Source organism: Maribacter algae (genome assembly GCF_047345745.1).
Classification (GTDB): domain Bacteria; phylum Bacteroidota; class Bacteroidia; order Flavobacteriales; family Flavobacteriaceae; genus Maribacter.
Genome location: NZ_JBLFES010000001.1, coordinates 529,210 through 547,713 on the forward strand (window position 1 = coordinate 529,210; position 18,504 = coordinate 547,713).

Here is an 18,504-nt window from a genome sequence, read left to right on the forward strand (position 1 = left end):
TTACGCTAACAATATTCATTTAACCGACTCGTTCTTAAAAAACTAATGAGCAATACCCCATTCTTATGTTAAATACAAGATTTTTACTATTGTTATTTTGTTTCGTGTGCCTCTCTTGCAGTAAAGAGGAATCTCCAAAAACCGGGAGAGAAAACCTGAGCCCTGGAGTAGTATCCATTACTCCGGCAAGTGCCGTTCTAAACGATACCATTCAAATTAAGCTGAAAGATGCTACGGTCTCCAATTTTTCCTCGGTAGACCTTAATGGAGAACCCGCCACTGTGCTGGAGAACATGAGTTCGGGAGATGAACTGTATTTTTTGTCTAGGGAAATTCGTGGAACGGATACCACTTTTGACGTTACGGTAAAGATAGGGTTTGATACGGATTCACTCTTTGTAAAGGATGCTTTTGAGTTAAAGCGAATGGAGATAGATTCTTTAAGTTCCCGAATAATTTTTGGAGATACGGATACCCTTACGGTCTACGGAAAGAATTTCCCTAAGGGGGGACCGGGGAGTATATCCATTTATGGGCGTTCCGTTTCGGAAAACGGAAATGTTTTATTTTCGAAATTTGACGGCAATAAGATTGAAAAGATATATAAGGATAGTTTGATCATGGTGTTGAATCGGTTTTCATTTATTTCCGACGAAAGTGCCAATGTAAATCTTACCACGACCTTGGGAGGGCAATTTCTTGAAGAAAACGAAGTTCTGGAAAGCGATTTTGTAAATCTGGGCAACTTTGATTACAGCAGTTTCTTTGCAATACAGCCTTCAGTAGTCTATACTCCGGAACAACGTTTTTTTATTAGCAACAATAATTTTGAAGATAAGATTTTTGTAAACGGTCTAGAGGCTCCAAGATTATTTAGTGCACCTAAACCGGAGAACGGATTTAATAGGGAATCGGGCTATAAGGTTCCAGCGGGTCTTAGTACAGGGGAATATGAGATTACCGGGACCACAAAAGATGGTGTGCCGCTTAAAAATATTGGAATTAAAACCATAATGGTGAGCGATATCAGTTTTTGTCCGGAAAGTAGAAATGTGGCCATAAACGGTACATTCCGTGTAATTGTTTCCCCAATAGGGGCCATTAACAAATTTTCATGCAATAATTGTCCGGTAACCGCGGCGCTGGTAGATGATTTGAGTGGTATGCGATGGCCTATTGAGGTAGATGCTTTTAATGATATCACCTATGAAAACGATGTTACGATTTTCACTTTGGACGTACCGGATGGTATTGTACCCAATGCTATTTATTCGATTTCATTTGAGACCCAAAACGGTTATACCTATATCGCCGATGCGCAGTGTGCAAGTCCTAAAATATTTATTGAGTAGCCATCACTATAGGCTTAAACATTTATAGAAACTAAAATAACCGTAATGAGATTATGGGGTCTTGACCTTTGGCCGGATTTTAAACTTCAGAATTAAAAGTGTTCATCAATCGAAAGACAAGGTGGAAACCCGTATAAAGTTTCCACCTTTTTTTTCAAATTTTAGGGTATTCCGTTTGCGTCATTTCGTGGTCCACATCACCGGTATGTGCCGTATTTTGTTTTTCGAATAAAAGAAGATGCACCTCTTCATCATCCTTTGTTGAAGGACAATGTTCCACACCTTTTGGTACAATGATGATTTCCCCTTCTTTTACTACCTCTGTTCTATCTCTAAATTTCATATACAGAGTACCTTTTAAAACTTGAAATAGTTCATCTTCGTTTTCATGGGCATGCCAAACAAATTCACCTTGAATTTTGGCGAGTATCACCTGCATATCATCTACGGTAGCTATTTGGTGAGGGTGCCATTGTTTGTTGAACAAACTGTGTTTTTCTTTTAGATTGATGGGTTTCATACTGTTGTTTTTTTGCATTAGGGATTGTAGCGAGCTACCGTGTAGCGCGAAAAGCCCGGCGCAAACACCAAGTTTGCGAAATACCCTTAAATCCCTAAAATGAGTTTTGCGATTAAAAAATAAATTAAGATTCCAAAAATATCGTTGCTGGTGGTGATAAAAGGTCCGGTGGCAATCGCGGGGTCAATTCCTCTTTTGTGCAAGAACAAAGGGGTGAACGTGCCTACAAAGCCTGCCACTACAATAACGGCGATGAGCGAGGCGGATATGGCTATGGCGGTAAGGAAATCTCCTTTCCAGGCCCAAGTGAACAACAATAAAATGGCCGCAAGGATGACGCCGTTCAAAAGCGCCAATAATATTTCCTTGACCAAACGGCTCCCGATACTTCCTTTAAGGTAATCGTTTGCCAGGCCTTGTACAATAATGGCGCTGGACTGTACGCCAACGTTCCCGGCCATCGCCGCAATCAACGGTGTAAACAGGAAAAGTGTGGTGTATTTGCTGAACATTTCCTCAAAGCCGCCCATGATCACCGCTGCACCTGCACCGCCAAAGAGACCGAGAATCAACCATGGCAAGCGAGCGCGCGTTAATTCCCAGATACTGTCATCTGCCTCTACATCTTGCGAAATACCTGCTGCCAATTGGTAATCTTTTTCCGCCTCCTCACGGATGACATCCACAATATCATCAATCGTGATACGGCCTACGAGCCTTCCTATTTCGTCTACCACGGGAATGGCCTCCAAATCATATTTACTCATGATCTTGGCAACTTCTTCCGGTTTCTCGTTTACGTTCACGGAATCTACTTTTGGAATGTATATTTCGCTGATATGCGTTTGGGTAGAAACCGTCAGCAAATCCTTTAAGGACAATCTTCCCTTTAGGACTTCATCCTTATCCACTACGTAAATGGAATGTACCCGGGTTACGTTTTCCGCTTGCGCGCGCATTTCCTTTACGCATTTGGTAACGTTCCAGGTATCCCTTACCCTAACCAATTCCTTTGCCATAAGACCACCTGCGGAATTTTCGTCATACCGCAAAAGGTCCACAATGTCCTTGGCATGCTCTTTATCCTCAATTTCCGAGATGACTTCCTGGACAATTTCCTTGGGAAGTTCCGCGACAATATCCGCGGCATCATCCGTATCCAATTCATCAAGTTCTTCGGCAATTTCCTTGGATGAAAGATTGTTTAGGATGGCCTCCCTGACATCTTCGTCCAGCTCGGTAAGCACATCGGAAGTTTTATCGCTATCCAATAATTTGATAAGATAGGTGGCCTCGTCTTCGTTGAGCTCATTGATGATTTCGGCAACATCGGCATAGTGCACCTCTTCCAAAAGGGCGTTCAATGCTGAATCCTGCTGGTTTTCAATGTATTGCTCTATTTCTGTTAAAAGGTCCTCTGTGAGTTTAAAGGGTGTCATCCGCTATCTTCTTCGTCAATGCTATAAAATCTGACACGGCCAGTTGTTCCGGGCGTTGGTCAAATATAGTATCTTCTTTCAGATTATCGGAGAGTGAAAAGCTTTTTAAACTATTGCGAAGGGTCTTTCTTCTCTGATTAAAGGCCGATTTTACCACTTGGTAAAGTAGTTTCTCATCGCAATCCAATATAAAGTTTTCTTTTCGTGTTAAGCGTAAAACACCGGATTGCACTTTGGGCGGTGGATCAAAAACCTGAGGATGTACAGTGAATAAGTATTCCGCATCATAAAAGGTCTGGACCAAAACGGAAAGTATTCCATAGGTTTTATTGCCTTCTTTGGCACAGATGCGCTGTGCAACTTCTTTTTGGAACATTCCTGAAAACTCGGGGACTTGTTGTCGCATCTCCAACATTTTAAAAACAATTTGGGTAGAGATATTATATGGAAAGTTTCCTGTTATGGCAAAAGGCTCTTCGCCAAATAACAGTCGTAAATCGTATTTTAGAAAATCTGCTTCAACAACCTTGAAAGAACCTTTTCCTTGCAATATTTTAGGATGTTCCAAAGGGAAACTATGGTTCAGATAAACAATGGAATCGGCATCTAGATCCATCGCCACCAAATCGATATCCTGTCTTAAAAGATACTTGGTGAGCACGCCCGTGCCCGGACCAATTTCCAGTACATCGGTATAACCTTCAAGAGATAGGGTTTCCGCTATTTTTTTTGCTATTTCCTCATCTTTTAAAAAGTGTTGGCCAAGGTATTTTTTGGCCTTAACGGGACGCAGTTCCCTTTTGGTTTTTTGCTCATGATTTTTAAATGGTCCTTTCTTCTTCCTCATGCCTTCAATGCTCGCTTATAATCTCCAATTCCGTTCGGAAGGCCACAAATTTATTGGTAAATCGTTGTAAAGCATCGGTTCGTAGCCGCTCCGCATCTTCGGTATAATAACGTTCCAGTGTCTCCTTGTTTACAGTAGTAAATTGAACCGAATAGGTGACGCCGCCCATTTCCTCTTCGACCAAAACACGACATATTTTAGCGTTCGTGAATTTTTTCGTGGCCAACATATCCGGAATATGGATTTCCTTCATCCATTGCAACCATTCGTTCTCAACGGATTCATCAATATTGGTCGTTACGTTGTATATGTACATAAGCCCCTCTCTTATCTCCCAAAGGGGGAGAAGTTTAAACTATTTTCTAAAAGTATCGTATTCTTCATGATAAAAGACTTTTTGGAAAGGTTGTAAACCGGGCCTTCAGTTTATGGCATCGCCCCTTAACATTCTAAAATTCTTTCTCGCCTGCGGAAAATAATAACTGTCCTGATAATTATAGATTATTTTTTCATAATGACCTTTTGCCTGTTCCGGATCGTTGAATATTTTTCTGTATAATTCTCCCAAAGCAAAGTGGGCATCGTCAGCCAAAATTCCATTACCATAGAATTCCACTATTTTTTGATAGTTGAACTGCGCATCCTCATAGCGTTTTTCAGCTTCATAAATTTGCGCCTGTTTCAATAAGGCTTCATCTTCAATTTTCTCGCCTTTGTGGTTTTGAAGAATATCCTCCAAAACGGAAATGGCATCATTGGTTTTATTTTGATAGGCCAAAAAATCGGCACGGGCATATTTTTTAAGTGCCGTTTGGGTAGAGTCTTCCAAAGAATTATCGGAAATTAAGAGGCTCAACTGCATGGCATCGTTCGCTATTAATTGCGAGGTAGAGCTTCTTAATACTTTCAGCTGTGTTAAGGCCCAATCAAAATCACCCTTGTAAAAACTGGTCTGTGCTACTTTGAAACGTGCATTTTGGCCTAGCACATCGTTCTTTAATTTTTGCTGTATCTGCGAAAAATAGATGAGTGCTTCATTGAATTTTTTATGGTACACCAATATATCTCCCAAAGCCAATTTAATATATGCGATTCCCCTTTGGTTGAGCGGCAGCTCTAAACTGTTCTTCAAAAGTTTTTCGGCAGGTTCCGGGTCATCTTTTTTGAATGTTAGAAAATTGGCATACGCTACTTGAAGCTGTAATGTTTGGCTCTTGTAACCGTAAACCGTGATGAGTTCCTCATACTGTTTTTCAATGGTGGCCAAGTCTTTTTCTTTGGCATTGATAAGGGCAATGTCCAATAAATTTAGTTGCGCATTCAGTTTTGTGGTTTCATTGCTGGCACTTTCCGCGATGTACTCAAAAATATCCCGGGCAACTTCATTGTCTTCGGCTTGTAGAGCAATGTTTCCCAGATTCTCCAAACGTTGCGTAGAACTCCCCTCGGTTCTCTTATAAATTGCTTTTTCTTGACGGAATGCACTGCTATACTGCTCCTGTTGTACAAATAGCCAACTTAAAAGCTCGTTCCAAGTCAAGTCCGGATTTTTCTGGGCATTTTCTAAAAGAATTCTTTTAAGTGCTAGATTATTAGGGTCCTGTGGGTCTGACGACACAAAGTCATCAATACTACGAAGGATATTGGATTTGGAGGTTTTTCCCTCGCTGATTAGCTTAAGGTAGGAGCGGTACATTTTATCCACATTGCCCTGCTCGCCATAAATTCTTGCCAACTGATAATCATAGTTTAGGGCCGGGTTGATTTCCATGGCTTTTTGATACGCTGAAATGGCCCTGTCCAACATACTATATCTTTGAAATTGGTTACCTAACGCGTATCCATAATTTGGATTTTTTTCTATGATAGCAATGGCCTTATCATAATATAGATTGGCCTTTGTTACCGAATCCTGTAAGGTATAATTGTAACCTTGTTCAATAAATAGATTAGGGTGCGGATTTCTTTGTTCCAATTGTTTGTCCAAAAATTTTTTAGCGTCCCCATAACGTTTTAATTGTTGGTAACATCCTATCAAACCTTGAACGTAATCAGTTCTTCTAGGGCTTTTTTCTACTAATTTTTCATAAAAGACCACAGCTTTTTCAAAATCCCCATCGGAGAAATATTGCTTTGCCAAAAAATCTTCTTGTGCCCATATGGAAGTAAGAAATACGAAGTACGAAATTAAAAGTAGGGTAAAACGCATGGTCTAAAGATAACACAGAATAATAAGGGTTTATGTTAAGCGAATCAGAAAGGTATTCTAATCAATACTATCAAAACCACAATATGGAACCAATACTTTCGGAATTTTGATACCTTCCGGGGTTTGATAATTTTCTAAAATACCCGCTAAAACTCTTGGTAGAGCCAATGAGCTACCGTTCAAGGTATGGGCCAATTGGTTTTTGCCGCTCTCGTCCTTATATCTTAATTTCAATCGGTTTGCCTGATAGGTTTCAAAATTGGAAACGGAACTAATTTCCAACCAACGGTCCTGGGCGGTAGAGAACACTTCAAAATCAAAAGTCAATGCCGCGGTAAAGCCCAAATCCCCGCCACATAGGCGTAAAATACGGTAGGGTAATTCCAACTCCCTTAAAATACCTTTTACATGTCCTACCATACCATCCAAAGCCTCATATGATTTGGATGGATGTTCAACATGTACAATTTCTACCTTATCAAACTGATGCAATCTGTTCAAACCTCTTACATGCGCACCATAACTGCCCGCTTCTCTTCTAAAGCAAGGCGTATAGCTCGTATATTTTATTGGGAAATCCGATGTGTTTACGATGACATCCCTAAAGATATTGGTAACAGGAACTTCTCCAGTTGGGATAAGATATAGGTCGTCCGTACCCACGTGGTACATCTGTCCTTCCTTGTCCGGCAACTGCCCTGTTCCAATACCCGAAGCTTCATTGACCAAATGGGGCACTTGTATTTCTGCATATCCGGCCGCTGTATTCTTATCCAAGAAATAGGCAATGAGTGCCCGTTGTAACTTTGCACCTTTTCCTTTGTACACAGGAAAACCTGCCCCCGTTATTTTTACGCCGAGCTCAAAATCTATGATGTCATATTTTTTGGCCAATTCCCAGTGGGGAAGTGCCTCCTTTTCCAAAACGGGAACGGTGCCTTCCTTGAATATTTCTTCATTGTCCTCCTCGGAATTTCCAGCAGGCACGGATGCATGTGGTGCATTGGGGATTTGGTATAATAATCCCTGTAAATTTTCAGCGGTAGTATTTAAATCTTCGCCCAATTTTCTGGAATCCTCTTTTAGGCCCGCAGTTTTTTCTTTTAGGGCATTGGCTTCTTTTGCCTTTCCTGCTTTATAAAGTACTCCTATTTCTTTGGAAAGTGTATTGGATTCTGCCAAAACGGTATCCAATTGTGTTTGGGTCGCGCGTCTTTTTTCATCCAATTGTAAGACTTCGTTCAATAAGACATCGGCATCAATATTTCGTTTCTGCAACGCTTTTATGATTTCTTTCTTATTTTCTCGAATAGCTTGTAGTTGTAGCATTTTAATGAGGTTTAAAAGCGAGCAAAGTTAAAATAATCCTCGGGTTTTGAAGGTTTAATATAGATTATAAATAACCTTAATTTTCTTCAATACAAGTAATTTTTATAAGGTCGTTCTGAAAACAGTCCGCAGTTAGGGTACGCTCGGATAGTAATTGAAAAGAAAGCTTAACTTGAACACTATCTTTTCTGAACACTTCATCTAACCCGTCTTGAAAGGTGTATACCCTTTTGTCTTTTTTCAAAACTACGTAGCCATTTATTGTTGCGCAGTCTTCTGTGTAAAACAAAGTGGCAGTTTGCAGATTGTCACAATCATCTTTGTCGCAGCTAACGAAAAATATAAAAACGAAAACTAAAATAAATTGTATAATCTGATTTTTAGCAAATAATCTCATAGTCCGATCATAAAATGATATCCCTATTTCCAGAAAGTAGTTTTACATGACAACAATCCGCCCCGACTTCGAATACGGATGAGATAATTTCTTGGTCATTTTTAATGCCGATGAAATTCAACATAGTACGTTTGTTTTGATAATCTTTGGCGAACCTATCGCTAAATATGACATAAATCCCATTTTCTCCAAAGGAATCATTGTCCATATTGGATAGTTCAGGAGCTATGTTTTGATCTGTATCTTCTAATATGGCCTTGTAGCTGTCTAATTTCACCGGATTTCCCGAGACGTCCATTATGCTAATTGTTATGGATACAAACTCTTCCGTACAGACACCCCCGGTACAGTCCTGTAATGTATTATTTGAGCACCTGAAATTTATCAACAGTAATAAGCTTACTAAAAAAATTTTGAAAATTTTAAGCATTGTTTTGAAACTTTCTTTATATGATAGATGAGAAACCTTCAAAAGGTTGCGCAAACTATTTGTCCAATTGGGAAGGTAATATCCATTCATGGTGTTCCAATGGTTTCCAAGGTGTATCGGCCAAGTTGGTCTTTCCGTCTATAAAGGATTTATAGGGTCTTCCGTTAATACTGATTTTGGAATTTTTTAGGTAGACCGCAACATCCTCGCCTTTTTCGGCGTATTTCTTTTTTAGGTATTGCGCAAATTGCCAAGCAAAATCCGGATAGGAAAAGACTTTGCGCAACTGACCCTTATTAAGATAATCTTTGGGTCTAACCAGTTCTTCTTCCTTGGTTTTTATGTTGATTACTTTAAATGTTCCTTTCCCATAACGGCTACGGAGCATCATTCTCCAGCTCATTCGGTGTCCTTCTTCCGTCCAAAGGACTTCGTCTTTAATAAAATAATGACGTATGGGGAGCAGTAATTGAATCAAAAAATAAATGCCGAACCCGACCAACACCATATTTTTATAAGAAGGAATTACGAGTGCATGCTCCATTTGAGCAGCCCTGTGTTTGAAAAAGATTTTGTTAATGGTTTCCGCGGGAAAGAAAAACACGGTAAATGCCAAGGATAGGTATGGGAAAATACCAATTTGAAATACAATGGAATTAAAGAGATGGAAAAAAATAGAGGCAATAAAAGCAATTTTTCGAGTCGGTTTCCAGAGTAGGGCAGGAACAATGAGCAAATCAAAAAGAATGCCTACCGTGCCGATAACTTTATGGAGCCATGGCTCTTGTAACAAACTTCCAATAAGGTGATAATCCGCTTTGGGACTCATCAGGATTTTTATCATACCAAAATCCAGCCAATCCCCATACAATTTTGCTACAGAAGCATATACATAGACGATAAGAAGCTGAAAAACGATGGTCCATTTCACATAACCGGGCATGGTGTGTATTTCTTTTACATACCCTAGTTTTACATCTAAAGACTTGGCCTTATTAGCAGGAAAAATACACATGAACAAAGAAATCAATACCAATAAATAGTAGTGATTGTTGTATGCCGCTTTTTGCATCAGATAAGCACCTGTCCATAAAACGGTAAACGTAACAATGCTAATGCGGTATCTGTAGCCCAAAGCGATACAAATACCCGTAAGGCCCATCAATCCAAAATAAAAATACATCCCCATACCGGGCAAAGGCTCTAGACGTTCGAAATCTATAAAGGGGAACGTGTATTCGGGATCGACCAAATTTCTTTTTACCCAACCTGTAATGATGGCTCCCCAACACTCCAGGGTGACAAGGATTCCAAAAAAAATCCGAAAAATCAGAAGCGGGCCGTTATCCATTCTTTGAAAAAACAACCGCTGTAGCATTTTATCTGGAAATAAATTGAAGTGATTTCTCCTTGTCTTTTGCCAATTGGTTTTTGAGGTCATCAACAGAATCGAATTTTTTCTCGTCCCGCAACCTCGCTAATAAATCCACTTGGATCTTTTGTCCGTACAAATCTCCCTCATAGTCAAAATAATGGACCTCAATGGTTTTTTCTTGTCCATTAACGGTAGGATTAAAACCAATGTTCATCATCCCATGGACAGTTTTTCCGTTGATACTGCTTTTCACAACGTATGAACCATTTTTTGGAATAAGTTTATACGCTTCCGCAATGATGATATTTGCCGTGGGGAAGTTTATTTGCCTGCCCAATGCTTTCCCTTTTTGAATCGTTCCGTTAAGCATGTAGGCATATCCCAAGTAGTTGTTTGCCGTTTCAATATCGCCGTCTTCCAGTGCTTTTCTAATTTTGGTAGAGCTTACGGATACATCGTCTATTTCTTGCGCGGGGATTTCCTCTACTTCAAAATCAAAAGTATTGCCAAAGGCGATGAGGTCCGTAATATTGGCATTTCTGTTTCTGCCGAACCTGTGATCGTATCCAATGATGATTTTTTTTGATTTTAGTTTATTGACCAAAAGGTCTCTCACGAATTCCGTTGCCGATAAACGTGAAAAGTCTTTTGTAAACGGATGGATTACCAATATATCCAATCCCATTTCCTTTAAAATGGCATTTTTTTCCTCGATCGTATTCAACAATTTAATGTCGGCATCTTTTTGTAGGACCATTCTAGGATGTGGAAAAAAAGTGAGTACGGCAGATTTTAATCCCGACTCTTTGGCATGGTTTATGACCCTTTCCAGTATTTTACGATGCCCTATATGCACCCCATCAAATGTACCGATGGTTATGGCAACGGCATCATTTTGATTGTGTTTATGAATGCTATGAACAGTAATCACTTATGATAGGAATAAAAAGACTTATATTTGAATTTGAGAAAAGCCCCTCAATGATTACAAAATTACGCCTTGTTTTTTCAATTACCATAGTATTTCTCTCCTTTTCCGGAGTAGCCCAGAACAGTCCTTGGAAGACCGTTTCATTATCCAATAAAGAAGAAAGTCTGGAGCTGAAACAGTGGAATGTAGATAACCTAAAGGCATTTCAATTAAACGAACAGGCTTTTAGGGCGCAACTTAAAAGCATAGGAGTACAGCAAACCACCACAAATATTGTTTATTTTCCGGATGAAACCGGACGTCAAATTCCGTTCGAGGTGATAGAGGCACCCGTGTTTTCAAAAGAACTGGCAAAAAAGTACCCCAATATCAAATCGTATAAAGGATTGGCTCTGAACGATAAAAGCAAACGGATTCGTTTCAGTGTTTCGCACAAGGGAATTGAAAGTATGATGACTTTGCCGGGCGAAACAGGAACATTGTTCATGCAGAAAGGAAAGGGAGAACATTATATCCTTTACAATAGAGAGGCCCATACCAAAAAGGAGATGGACTTTTTTTGTGGTACGACCAGTAAAATTTTAGAAACTTCTACAAATTTAACGGCAAGATTGGTAGACGATCAAACCTTGCGAAAATTTAGGGTTGCCATAACGGCTTCAGGGGAATACACTACTTTTCATGGTGGTACCAAAGCAGATGCTTTGGCGGCTATAAACGCTACATTAAACAGGGTCAACGAAATTTTTGAGCGCGATCTGGCGGTCACTTTGGAACTTATAGCCAATACGGATGAGGTTATTTACCTTGATGCTGAAACAGACCCTTACACGGGTAGCCTCAGTACGCAGACACAAAACACACTGAATACGGTTATTGGTAGCGAAAATTATGATATTGGACATTTGTTCAACCAACAGGACGATACCTTGGACGGGAATGCAGGTTTTATTGGAGGTGTTTGTAGTGACAATCAAAAGGGGAGTGCCTATTCAACACTTTCTGCACCTCAGGGAGACGGTTTTGATATTGATTTGGTTGCCCATGAAATGGGACACCAATTCGGCGCGAACCATACTTGGTCCCATCTTTCCGAGGGGACTGTATTTCAGGTAGAACCGGCCAGTGGAACCACTATTATGGGCTATGCGGGTATCACCGGGGTAAACAACGTTGCATCGAACAGCGATGCCTATTTTCACTATACGAGCATCGTTCAAATACAAGATTTTTTGCAAACTATTTCCTGCGGGGAATCCACAAGTTTTACCAATACGCCGCCTACCGTAAATCCCGTTGAAAATTATGTGATACCAAAGTCAACACCTTTTGTATTGACCGGGGATGCTTCGGATGCGGATGCCGCCGATGTTTTGACCTATACATGGGAACAGATTGATAACGGAATCGTAACACAGGCAACTTTTGGCCCTACGAATCCTACTGGAGCTATGTTTCGTTCTTTGCCGCCAGTAACAAGTCCAGAACGTTATTTTCCAAGATTGGAAAGGATTTTATCAGGTAACCTTACACAGTCTGATCCCGCTATCGGAGAGGCTTGGGAAACGCTTTCCGATGTGGAACGTAGCCTAAATTTTGCTTTGACCGTTCGTGATAACGCTTTAAATGGTGGTCAGTCCGCTTCTGATGAGGTATCGGTAGATGTAATCGCCAGTGCGGGACCTTTTGTAGTGAATTCACAAAATACCGCCGTCTCATATGTGGCGGGCGAAGTACAGACGATAACATGGGATGTTTCCGATACCAACTTGGTGCCGATTTCGGCCGAGGATGTTTCTATTTTTCTCTCTTTGGACGGTGGACTTACTTATCCAGTACTATTGGCCGATAATGTGCCGAATGATGGAAGCCATGATGTAATCATACCGGGAACACCGACTACAACGGCTAGGGTTATGGTAAGGCCTACCAATAATATCTTTTTTGCGGTGAATAACACTGATTTTACCATAACGGCATCGGAAGTTGTGTTGAATTTTGAACAGTTGAACTATGAAGTTTGTAAACCGGATGATGTAGTAATCAGTTTTGACTACGAAACGTACCTTGGTTTTGCAGAGGAAAGTACTTTTAGTGTGGAAGGTGCACCAGCAGGGTTGGGAGTAGTGTTTTCTCCAATAGCGACCGATAATACTGTGACCAATCCTACCACAGTGAGCATGACGCTAACGGGTATAGGAGCTTTGGCGGTAGGAACCTACCCGCTTCAAGTTACAGCTACTGCTGCAAGCGTAACAAAACAAGTAACGCTTCAATTGGGCGTATTTGATACGAATTTCTCGGAGGTAAATCTCGTTTCTCCGGCAGATGGTGCTTTGGATACTTCCAAGGATTTGTTATTGGAATGGGAAGAAAATGTACAAGATACTTCATATGATATTGAGATTGCTACGGATGCGGCCTTTTCTAACATTGTTGAAATGACTACGGTGGCTACCAATTCTTACCCTCCGAACAACTTGGATAACGACACGCAATATTTTTGGAGGGTGAAACCCAAGAACAATTGTGGCGAGGGAGTGTTTGGTCCCGCCAACAGTTTTACGACCATACAATTTAATTGTACCACAAAATTGGCAACAGCAGCGCTGCCTCTTGTAATTTCGGCTAGTGGTACACCTACCGTTTCTACCAAAATTGCCTTTTTTGAAGATTTACCGTTGGCGGATATCAATGTAAGTCTGGATATAGACCATACCTTTTTAGGGGATTTGGTCATTAGCCTTACTTCTCCTGCGGGCACGACCGTAGTTTTAACCTCTAGCTCCTGTAACGATGCTCGTAATATAAACGCCACGTTTGATGATGATGCCGCACCGTTTGTATGCGACAATAATCCTGCTATTGGCGGTACGGTAAAGCCGCTAGGTTCTTTGAGCTCTTTTAATGGAGAATCTATTTTAGGGGAATGGGTATTGGAGATAAGCGACAATGCGCCTTCGGATGGAGGCACATTGAATGCCTTTTCCTTGGAGGTTTGCGTGGAAGGTGATTTTAGGCCGGATGAAGATAACGATGGCGTTTTTGATGATGGCGATGACCTTTGTTTGGGAACTCCCGAAGGCCAAGAAGTGGATATTTCCGGATGTCCCGTGTTCCGCTTTCCAAATGAAAATTTTAGTGTTAGTTTAGATAGCGAGTCGTGTATCAACAACAATGACGGCCAAATACAGATAACGCCTAAGATAGCATTGGATTATGAAGCGTCCATAACCGGCCCAGGAACAGATACTACGCTGAGCTTTACGGATGGCCTTACCGTTCCTGACCTAAGTGCAGGTACATATGCCATGTGTATTACGGGAACTGACGGTACTGTCGTATATGAAGAATTCTGTTTGGACGTCGTGATTACAGAACCAGATGCCCTCAGTGTTACTTCGAAAGTTTCTTTGGATGGAAAACAGGTAACTGTAAACATGCTTGGTTCGGAATTGTATAATGTTGCCTTAAATGGAAAATTGATACAGACCGAAGCTGACGAGATTACTTTGGATTTGGAAAAAGGAATTAATTTCTTGAAGGTGACCACCAACAAATCCTGTCAAGGTACTTATGAAGAACAGTTTATATTTTCAAGTACTCCCGTGGTATTTCCAAACCCTTTTGATAACAGCACTAACGTATTTTTCGGAAATATGGACGGAATGTTGAGTGTAACCGTTTTCAGTGCAGATGGCCGATTTATTTCAACCAATTCCTACCAAGTAAACGGAGCACAATTAGAATTGGATCTATCCGCATTGGCAACAGGACTTTATTATATCGAGTTTAAGGGCGATGGAGTACAAGGAACAACTAAAGTTATTAAAAGATGAAACGGGTATTATTAATTTTAGGATTTTTGACCTTGACCTTTTCGGCATGTAAAAAAAAGAGTGCTCCTAAACCGCCGGAAGCCGTTCAATTGATATTTCCGGAAAGGAACTCGGAATGTACCGTAGGCGATAATCTTAGTGCCACAGCGACACAGATTGAGTTCCGTTGGCAAGCAGCCGATAATACGGAAACTTATGATTTGAGAGTGACCAACATTAATACAGGCGTTGTACAGACGCTAAGCAACCTTTCAACTACATCCGGGAGATTGCCCATACAGAGGGGAGAGCCGTTTACATGGCGAGTAACCTCTAAAAACGGTAAGGTTCAAGAAACGGTGTCAAGTGTGGAATGGAGTTTTTATAATCAAGGCTCTACCACAACTTTTGCACCTTTTCCCGCAGAGGCGGTTTTTCCGGAAATGGCTTCCAAGGTTTTTAAGGATGTCAACAATGAAGTGGAATTATCGTGGACGGCTTCCGATTTGGACAATGATATTTCCGAATACGAAGTTTACTTTTCTACGGAGACATCACCGGATACTTTAATTGATACATTGCCTTTGAATACTACTGTCGTAAAAGTTAACGTTGCCGCCGATACTGTTTACTATTGGCGCGTAGTGGTAAAAGACGCCGAGGGGAATGCTACAAACTCCAACATATATAGCTTTAAAGTATCTTAATTGCTTTTTAAGTGTTGTTAAACTGGTTCATGGTTCTTTCGATACCGGCCAATACAAAAGATTTAATTACTTCAGCTGATTTTTTGAGTCGCTCGTCCATATTGGATTTCTCTTCCTCGTTCCATTGCCCCAATACGTATTCTACCTGCCTGCCTTTTCCAAAATCAGCGCCTACCCCAAAGCGAAACCTATTGTATTTTGTAGTTTGAAGAAACTGCTGAATGTCCTTTAATCCGTTATGCCCACCATCACTGCCTTTGGTTTTGATACGTATGGTACCAAAAGGAAGATTAATATCGTCCGTGACGACAAGGATATTTTCCTGTGGTATTTTTTCCTTGTCCATCCAATACTTTACAGCTTTGCCGCTCCTATTCATATAAGTAGAAGGTTTTAGGCACAAAATGCTCCTTCCTTTTATTTTGAAAGTAGCTACATCGCCAAGTTTGGCAGTTTCAAAACTAAAATCCTCGGCTTCGGCTAGTGCGTCCAACACTTTAAAACCAATATTGTGTCGGGTCTCTCTATATTCATCACCTATATTTCCTAGGCCAATGATTAAAAATTTCTTCATGGGATTATCTTCGTCTAAAAAAGTGTTGGAATTGAAAATAGATTTAAGAAATTGAAACATATCATGAATTCATCGAACCTTATAAAAATACAAAAGCATCTTGATAGCGATACCAAGATGCTTCTACGAAATCTATAACTGTTACTGGGCTATTCTTGAGCTGCCTCTTCAGCTGGTGCCTCTGCACCTTCTGCCGTTGCTTCTGCTCCTTCTTCACCTTCACCTTCTTCCTCATCCTCATCTACGGCTATGGCTGCACGGGCTGTCTTAACCTGTACCACAACGGTACTGTCCGGATGTAAGATGGTAAAATCATCATTCAAAAGTGTAGCTACTGAAATGTTTTGACCGATTTTTAACTTCGAGATATCAACATCAAAGAAATCCGGTAATTTGTCCGGTAAGGCCTTGATGGCCAATTTTCTCTTTCTGAACAATAAACGACCACCATTTCTTACCCCCGGGGAATTTCCCTGTAAACGTACCGGAATGTTCATGGTGACTTCCTTATCATCAAATAATTGATAAAAATCAATATGCAGGATTTTATCCGTTACAGGGTGAAACTGAATGTCCTGCATAATAGCCTTTACTTTACCTTCTCCTAAGTCAACCTTTACGGTATGAGCGGCGGCAGTGTACACTAAATCCCTGAACGCTAGTTCAGGTGCTGAAAAATGTAGTGGTTTTTCCCCTCCGTATACTACGCAAGGAACCATTCCAGCATTACGTAGGGCCTTCGTTGCCTTCTTGCCCACGCTTTCTCTTTCTGATCCTTTAATTGTAATTGACTTCATTATATGTATTAAAAATTAATAATTCGACTTTAATCATGACTTCGACTATGCTCGGTCGCCTCCTCGTTTATATTCTTGTACAGCTATCATCCGAAGATAGGTAGCTGAGCGTACCTGCCTGTCGGCAGACAGGGGCCAAGTTACATGAGAAATTTTGAGGAAATAGAATTGTTGTTGTGTACTTTGTCCATGACATCCGCAAAGAGATTGGCACAGCTCAACACTTTAACTTTATCGCTCTTTATTTCAATGGGAATCGAATCTGTAATGATCAATTCCTTCAATTTTGAATTTTCTATTTTTTCATAGGCATCCCCGGACAAAAGGCCGTGAGTTGTTATGGCCCTAACACTTTCCGCACCTCTTTCCATCATTAAATCCGCCGCCTTGGTCAATGTGCCCGCTGTATCTACCAAATCATCTACAAGCACTACGTTCTTACCCTGTACGTCACCGATCAACTCCATATGGGAAATTATATTGGCCTTGGCACGCTGCTTGTAACAGACTACAACATCACTTTCCAAAGCACGGGAATAGGCATAAGCCCTTTTGGAACCTCCCATATCAGGAGATGCGATAGTAAGATTATCCAACCCTAAATTTTTTAGGTAGGGTAAAAACAAAGTAGAGGCAAATAAATGATCCACGGGTTTTTCAAAAAATCCTTGAATTTGGTCCGCATGCAAATCCATGGTAATAATTCTCGTTGCCCCTGCAGCTTCCAACATTTTAGCTACCAGTTTTGCGGCAATAGGAACTCTTGGTTTGTCTTTCCTGTCCTGTCTGGCCCATCCAAAATACGGCATGACAGCGGTGATGTGCCTGGCCGATGCCCTTTTGGCCGCATCGACCATTAATAGCATTTCCATTAAGTTTTCCGGACCGGGATGTGTTGAACCTATGATAAAGATTCTGGTGCCCCTTATTGATTCCTCGTAAGAGGGTTGGAATTCACCATCGCTATAACGTGAAAAAATAACATTGCCCAACTCCATACCGTAAGCTTTGGCAATCTTCTCACCTAATTCCATACTTTGGGTACAGGCAAAAATTTTAGGCTGCGGAACTTGATATGGCATAGCTAGTCTTGTTATGTCTTTAAAGGGAATGTTTAATATACGAAACACCCTGTTTTCTAAGGAGGTGCAAATTTAAAAATTAATTTTTGTTGCTAAAGGATAATTGTTTCTTTTTTTAGGGCTGAAAAGAAAATATTTTTTAATTTTGCACTCCTGTTTTATGTTATGCCGTACCTTTCGGTAGGCAAGCTCGAGTGGCGGAACTGGTAGACCTGTCTGCCGACAGGCAGGCACGCTTTTTGAAATATGGTTTTGTATGATTATGGTTTATGCCTTGTCTAGCTTGCAGCACAACTACATTTATGTAGGGATGACAAAAAACTTGACGAACAGAATAATACGGCATAATTCGGGTAGTGAAAAAACAACCCGTTATTACGCTCCTTTTAAATTGATTTATAAAGAGGAGTGTGCAGATAGAAAATCTGCTCGGATAAGAGAAAAATATTGGAAATCTGGCTGTGGTAAGGAACAGCTAAGAATATTGAGAGACAAAGATAAATAGTACTATGCCTGCCTACGGGCAGACAAGCTCGAGTGGCGGAACTGGTAGACGCGCTGGATTCAAAATCCAGTTCTTCGGAGTGTGGGTTCGATTCCCACCTCGAGTACTCTTCAAAACCTTCCCTAAAACAGGGAAGGTTTTTTTGATAATGGCTTCCTTTTTAAGTGTTGCGGTCACTTGCAGTATGGAAAA

General features: G+C 40.7%; 17 protein-coding genes and 1 tRNA gene. 5 read left to right on the top strand and 13 right to left on the bottom strand.

The features are described 5' to 3' along the window. The first annotated feature begins 65 nt into the window (after positions 1 to 65). Entirely contained in the window at positions 66 to 1,352 is a 1,287-nt protein-coding gene (locus ACKWBX_RS02415) for a hypothetical protein (protein WP_413967050.1), read from the top strand. Positions 1,353 to 1,506: 154 nt separating this feature from the next. On the opposite strand, the gene ACKWBX_RS02420 is transcribed toward ACKWBX_RS02415, so the two are convergent. From ACKWBX_RS02420 to ACKWBX_RS02465, 10 genes are all read right to left on the bottom strand, one after another. Then, positions 1,507 to 1,872 carry a cupin domain-containing protein gene (locus tag ACKWBX_RS02420; protein WP_413967051.1) on the bottom strand — a complete coding sequence of 122 codons (366 nt, stop codon included), beginning with the start codon at positions 1,870 to 1,872 and terminating at the stop codon, positions 1,507 to 1,509. Between the two features lie 86 nt (positions 1,873 to 1,958). Further along, the gene (gene mgtE / locus ACKWBX_RS02425; protein ID WP_413967052.1) at positions 1,959 to 3,311 is read right to left on the bottom strand and encodes a magnesium transporter; all 1,353 of its coding nucleotides are present in this window, start codon (positions 3,309 to 3,311) and stop codon (positions 1,959 to 1,961) included. Beyond that, positions 3,298 to 4,158: a 16S rRNA (adenine(1518)-N(6)/adenine(1519)-N(6))-dimethyltransferase RsmA gene (gene rsmA / locus ACKWBX_RS02430; RefSeq protein ID WP_413967053.1), complete on the bottom strand. Its 861-nt coding sequence runs from the start codon at positions 4,156 to 4,158 to the stop codon at positions 3,298 to 3,300. The genes mgtE and rsmA overlap by 14 nt, the downstream gene beginning before the upstream one ends. A 4-nt stretch (positions 4,159 to 4,162) precedes the next feature. Continuing rightward, positions 4,163 to 4,474: a DUF4286 family protein gene (locus ACKWBX_RS02435; RefSeq protein ID WP_413967054.1), complete on the bottom strand. Its 312-nt coding sequence runs from the start codon at positions 4,472 to 4,474 to the stop codon at positions 4,163 to 4,165. Between the two features lie 105 nt (positions 4,475 to 4,579). Further along, positions 4,580 to 6,367 (bottom strand): tetratricopeptide repeat protein, encoded by a 1,788-nt coding sequence (locus ACKWBX_RS02440; protein ID WP_413967055.1) that lies wholly within the window; start codon positions 6,365 to 6,367, stop codon positions 4,580 to 4,582. Between the two features lie 57 nt (positions 6,368 to 6,424). Then, positions 6,425 to 7,696, bottom strand: coding sequence for a serine--tRNA ligase (gene serS, locus ACKWBX_RS02445; RefSeq protein ID WP_413967056.1), 1,272 nt, complete (start codon positions 7,694 to 7,696; stop codon positions 6,425 to 6,427). A 76-nt stretch (positions 7,697 to 7,772) separates the two neighbouring features. Continuing rightward, positions 7,773 to 7,940: a hypothetical protein gene (locus tag ACKWBX_RS02450; RefSeq protein ID WP_413967057.1), complete on the bottom strand. Its 168-nt coding sequence runs from the start codon at positions 7,938 to 7,940 to the stop codon at positions 7,773 to 7,775. Between the two features lie 160 nt (positions 7,941 to 8,100). Next, positions 8,101 to 8,523: a hypothetical protein gene (locus ACKWBX_RS02455; protein ID WP_413967058.1), complete on the bottom strand. Its 423-nt coding sequence runs from the start codon at positions 8,521 to 8,523 to the stop codon at positions 8,101 to 8,103. 55 nt (positions 8,524 to 8,578) lie between these two features. Continuing rightward, positions 8,579 to 9,874, bottom strand: coding sequence for an HTTM domain-containing protein (locus ACKWBX_RS02460; protein WP_413967059.1), 1,296 nt, complete (start codon positions 9,872 to 9,874; stop codon positions 8,579 to 8,581). A gap of 28 nt (positions 9,875 to 9,902) precedes the next feature. After that, positions 9,903 to 10,829, bottom strand: coding sequence for a bifunctional riboflavin kinase/FAD synthetase (locus tag ACKWBX_RS02465; RefSeq protein WP_413967060.1), 927 nt, complete (start codon positions 10,827 to 10,829; stop codon positions 9,903 to 9,905). A 50-nt stretch (positions 10,830 to 10,879) separates the two neighbouring features. On the opposite strand from ACKWBX_RS02465, the gene ACKWBX_RS02470 reads away from it, so the two are divergent. Together ACKWBX_RS02470 and ACKWBX_RS02475 are read left to right on the top strand one after the other, a co-directional pair. After that, the gene (locus ACKWBX_RS02470) at positions 10,880 to 14,668 is read left to right on the top strand and encodes a zinc-dependent metalloprotease (RefSeq protein WP_413967061.1); all 3,789 of its coding nucleotides are present in this window, start codon (positions 10,880 to 10,882) and stop codon (positions 14,666 to 14,668) included. Beyond that, a complete protein-coding gene (locus ACKWBX_RS02475; protein ID WP_413967062.1) occupies positions 14,665 to 15,354 on the top strand; it encodes a fibronectin type III domain-containing protein in 690 nt (229 codons plus the stop codon). The genes ACKWBX_RS02470 and ACKWBX_RS02475 overlap by 4 nt, the downstream gene beginning before the upstream one ends. A 7-nt stretch (positions 15,355 to 15,361) precedes the next feature. Here the strand turns inward: ACKWBX_RS02475 and pth are convergent, their stop codons facing one another. The 3 genes from pth to ACKWBX_RS02490 all read right to left on the bottom strand — a co-directional run bounded on the left by pth (position 15,362) and on the right by ACKWBX_RS02490 (position 17,807). Then, positions 15,362 to 15,988, bottom strand: a complete 627-nt coding sequence (gene pth / locus ACKWBX_RS02480; RefSeq protein ID WP_413967063.1) for an aminoacyl-tRNA hydrolase — start codon at positions 15,986 to 15,988, stop codon at positions 15,362 to 15,364. Positions 15,989 to 16,077: 89 nt separating this feature from the next. After that, the gene (locus tag ACKWBX_RS02485; RefSeq protein WP_413967064.1) at positions 16,078 to 16,725 is read right to left on the bottom strand and encodes a 50S ribosomal protein L25/general stress protein Ctc; all 648 of its coding nucleotides are present in this window, start codon (positions 16,723 to 16,725) and stop codon (positions 16,078 to 16,080) included. A 140-nt stretch (positions 16,726 to 16,865) separates the two neighbouring features. Further along, positions 16,866 to 17,807, bottom strand: coding sequence for a ribose-phosphate pyrophosphokinase (locus tag ACKWBX_RS02490; RefSeq protein WP_413967065.1), 942 nt, complete (start codon positions 17,805 to 17,807; stop codon positions 16,866 to 16,868). A gap of 310 nt (positions 17,808 to 18,117) precedes the next feature. Between ACKWBX_RS02490 and ACKWBX_RS02495 the strand changes: the two genes are divergently transcribed. Both ACKWBX_RS02495 and ACKWBX_RS02500 read left to right on the top strand, forming a co-directional pair. Beyond that, positions 18,118 to 18,312, top strand: a complete 195-nt coding sequence (locus ACKWBX_RS02495) for a GIY-YIG nuclease family protein (protein ID WP_413967975.1) — start codon at positions 18,118 to 18,120, stop codon at positions 18,310 to 18,312. Between the two features lie 26 nt (positions 18,313 to 18,338). After that, positions 18,339 to 18,418 (top strand) — tRNA-Leu (locus tag ACKWBX_RS02500). Positions 18,419 to 18,504 lie beyond the last annotated feature (86 nt).

What these genes read in the sequence shown, in the direction of transcription:
- ACKWBX_RS02415 (WP_413967050.1), top strand. Translation starts at nt 66, where the DNA reads ATGTTAAATACAAGATTTTTACTATTGTTATTTTGTTTCGTGTGCCTC.
- ACKWBX_RS02420 (WP_413967051.1), bottom strand. Translation starts at nt 1,872, where the DNA reads ATGAAACCCATCAATCTAAAAGAAAAACACAGTTTGTTCAACAAACAA.
- mgtE (WP_413967052.1), bottom strand. Translation starts at nt 3,311, where the DNA reads ATGACACCCTTTAAACTCACAGAGGACCTTTTAACAGAAATAGAGCAA.
- rsmA (WP_413967053.1), bottom strand. Translation starts at nt 4,158, where the DNA reads ATGAGGAAGAAGAAAGGACCATTTAAAAATCATGAGCAAAAAACCAAA.
- ACKWBX_RS02435 (WP_413967054.1), bottom strand. Translation starts at nt 4,474, where the DNA reads ATGTACATATACAACGTAACGACCAATATTGATGAATCCGTTGAGAAC.
- ACKWBX_RS02440 (WP_413967055.1), bottom strand. Translation starts at nt 6,367, where the DNA reads ATGCGTTTTACCCTACTTTTAATTTCGTACTTCGTATTTCTTACTTCC.
- serS (WP_413967056.1), bottom strand. Translation starts at nt 7,696, where the DNA reads ATGCTACAACTACAAGCTATTCGAGAAAATAAGAAAGAAATCATAAAA.
- ACKWBX_RS02455 (WP_413967058.1), bottom strand. Translation starts at nt 8,523, where the DNA reads ATGCTTAAAATTTTCAAAATTTTTTTAGTAAGCTTATTACTGTTGATA.
- ACKWBX_RS02460 (WP_413967059.1), bottom strand. Translation starts at nt 9,874, where the DNA reads ATGGATAACGGCCCGCTTCTGATTTTTCGGATTTTTTTTGGAATCCTT.
- ACKWBX_RS02470 (WP_413967061.1), top strand. Translation starts at nt 10,880, where the DNA reads ATGATTACAAAATTACGCCTTGTTTTTTCAATTACCATAGTATTTCTC.
- ACKWBX_RS02475 (WP_413967062.1), top strand. Translation starts at nt 14,665, where the DNA reads ATGAAACGGGTATTATTAATTTTAGGATTTTTGACCTTGACCTTTTCG.
- pth (WP_413967063.1), bottom strand. Translation starts at nt 15,988, where the DNA reads ATGTTTCAATTTCTTAAATCTATTTTCAATTCCAACACTTTTTTAGAC.
- ACKWBX_RS02485 (WP_413967064.1), bottom strand. Translation starts at nt 16,725, where the DNA reads ATGAAGTCAATTACAATTAAAGGATCAGAAAGAGAAAGCGTGGGCAAG.
- ACKWBX_RS02490 (WP_413967065.1), bottom strand. Translation starts at nt 17,807, where the DNA reads ATGCCATATCAAGTTCCGCAGCCTAAAATTTTTGCCTGTACCCAAAGT.
- ACKWBX_RS02495 (WP_413967975.1), top strand. Translation starts at nt 18,118, where the DNA reads ATGACAAAAAACTTGACGAACAGAATAATACGGCATAATTCGGGTAGT.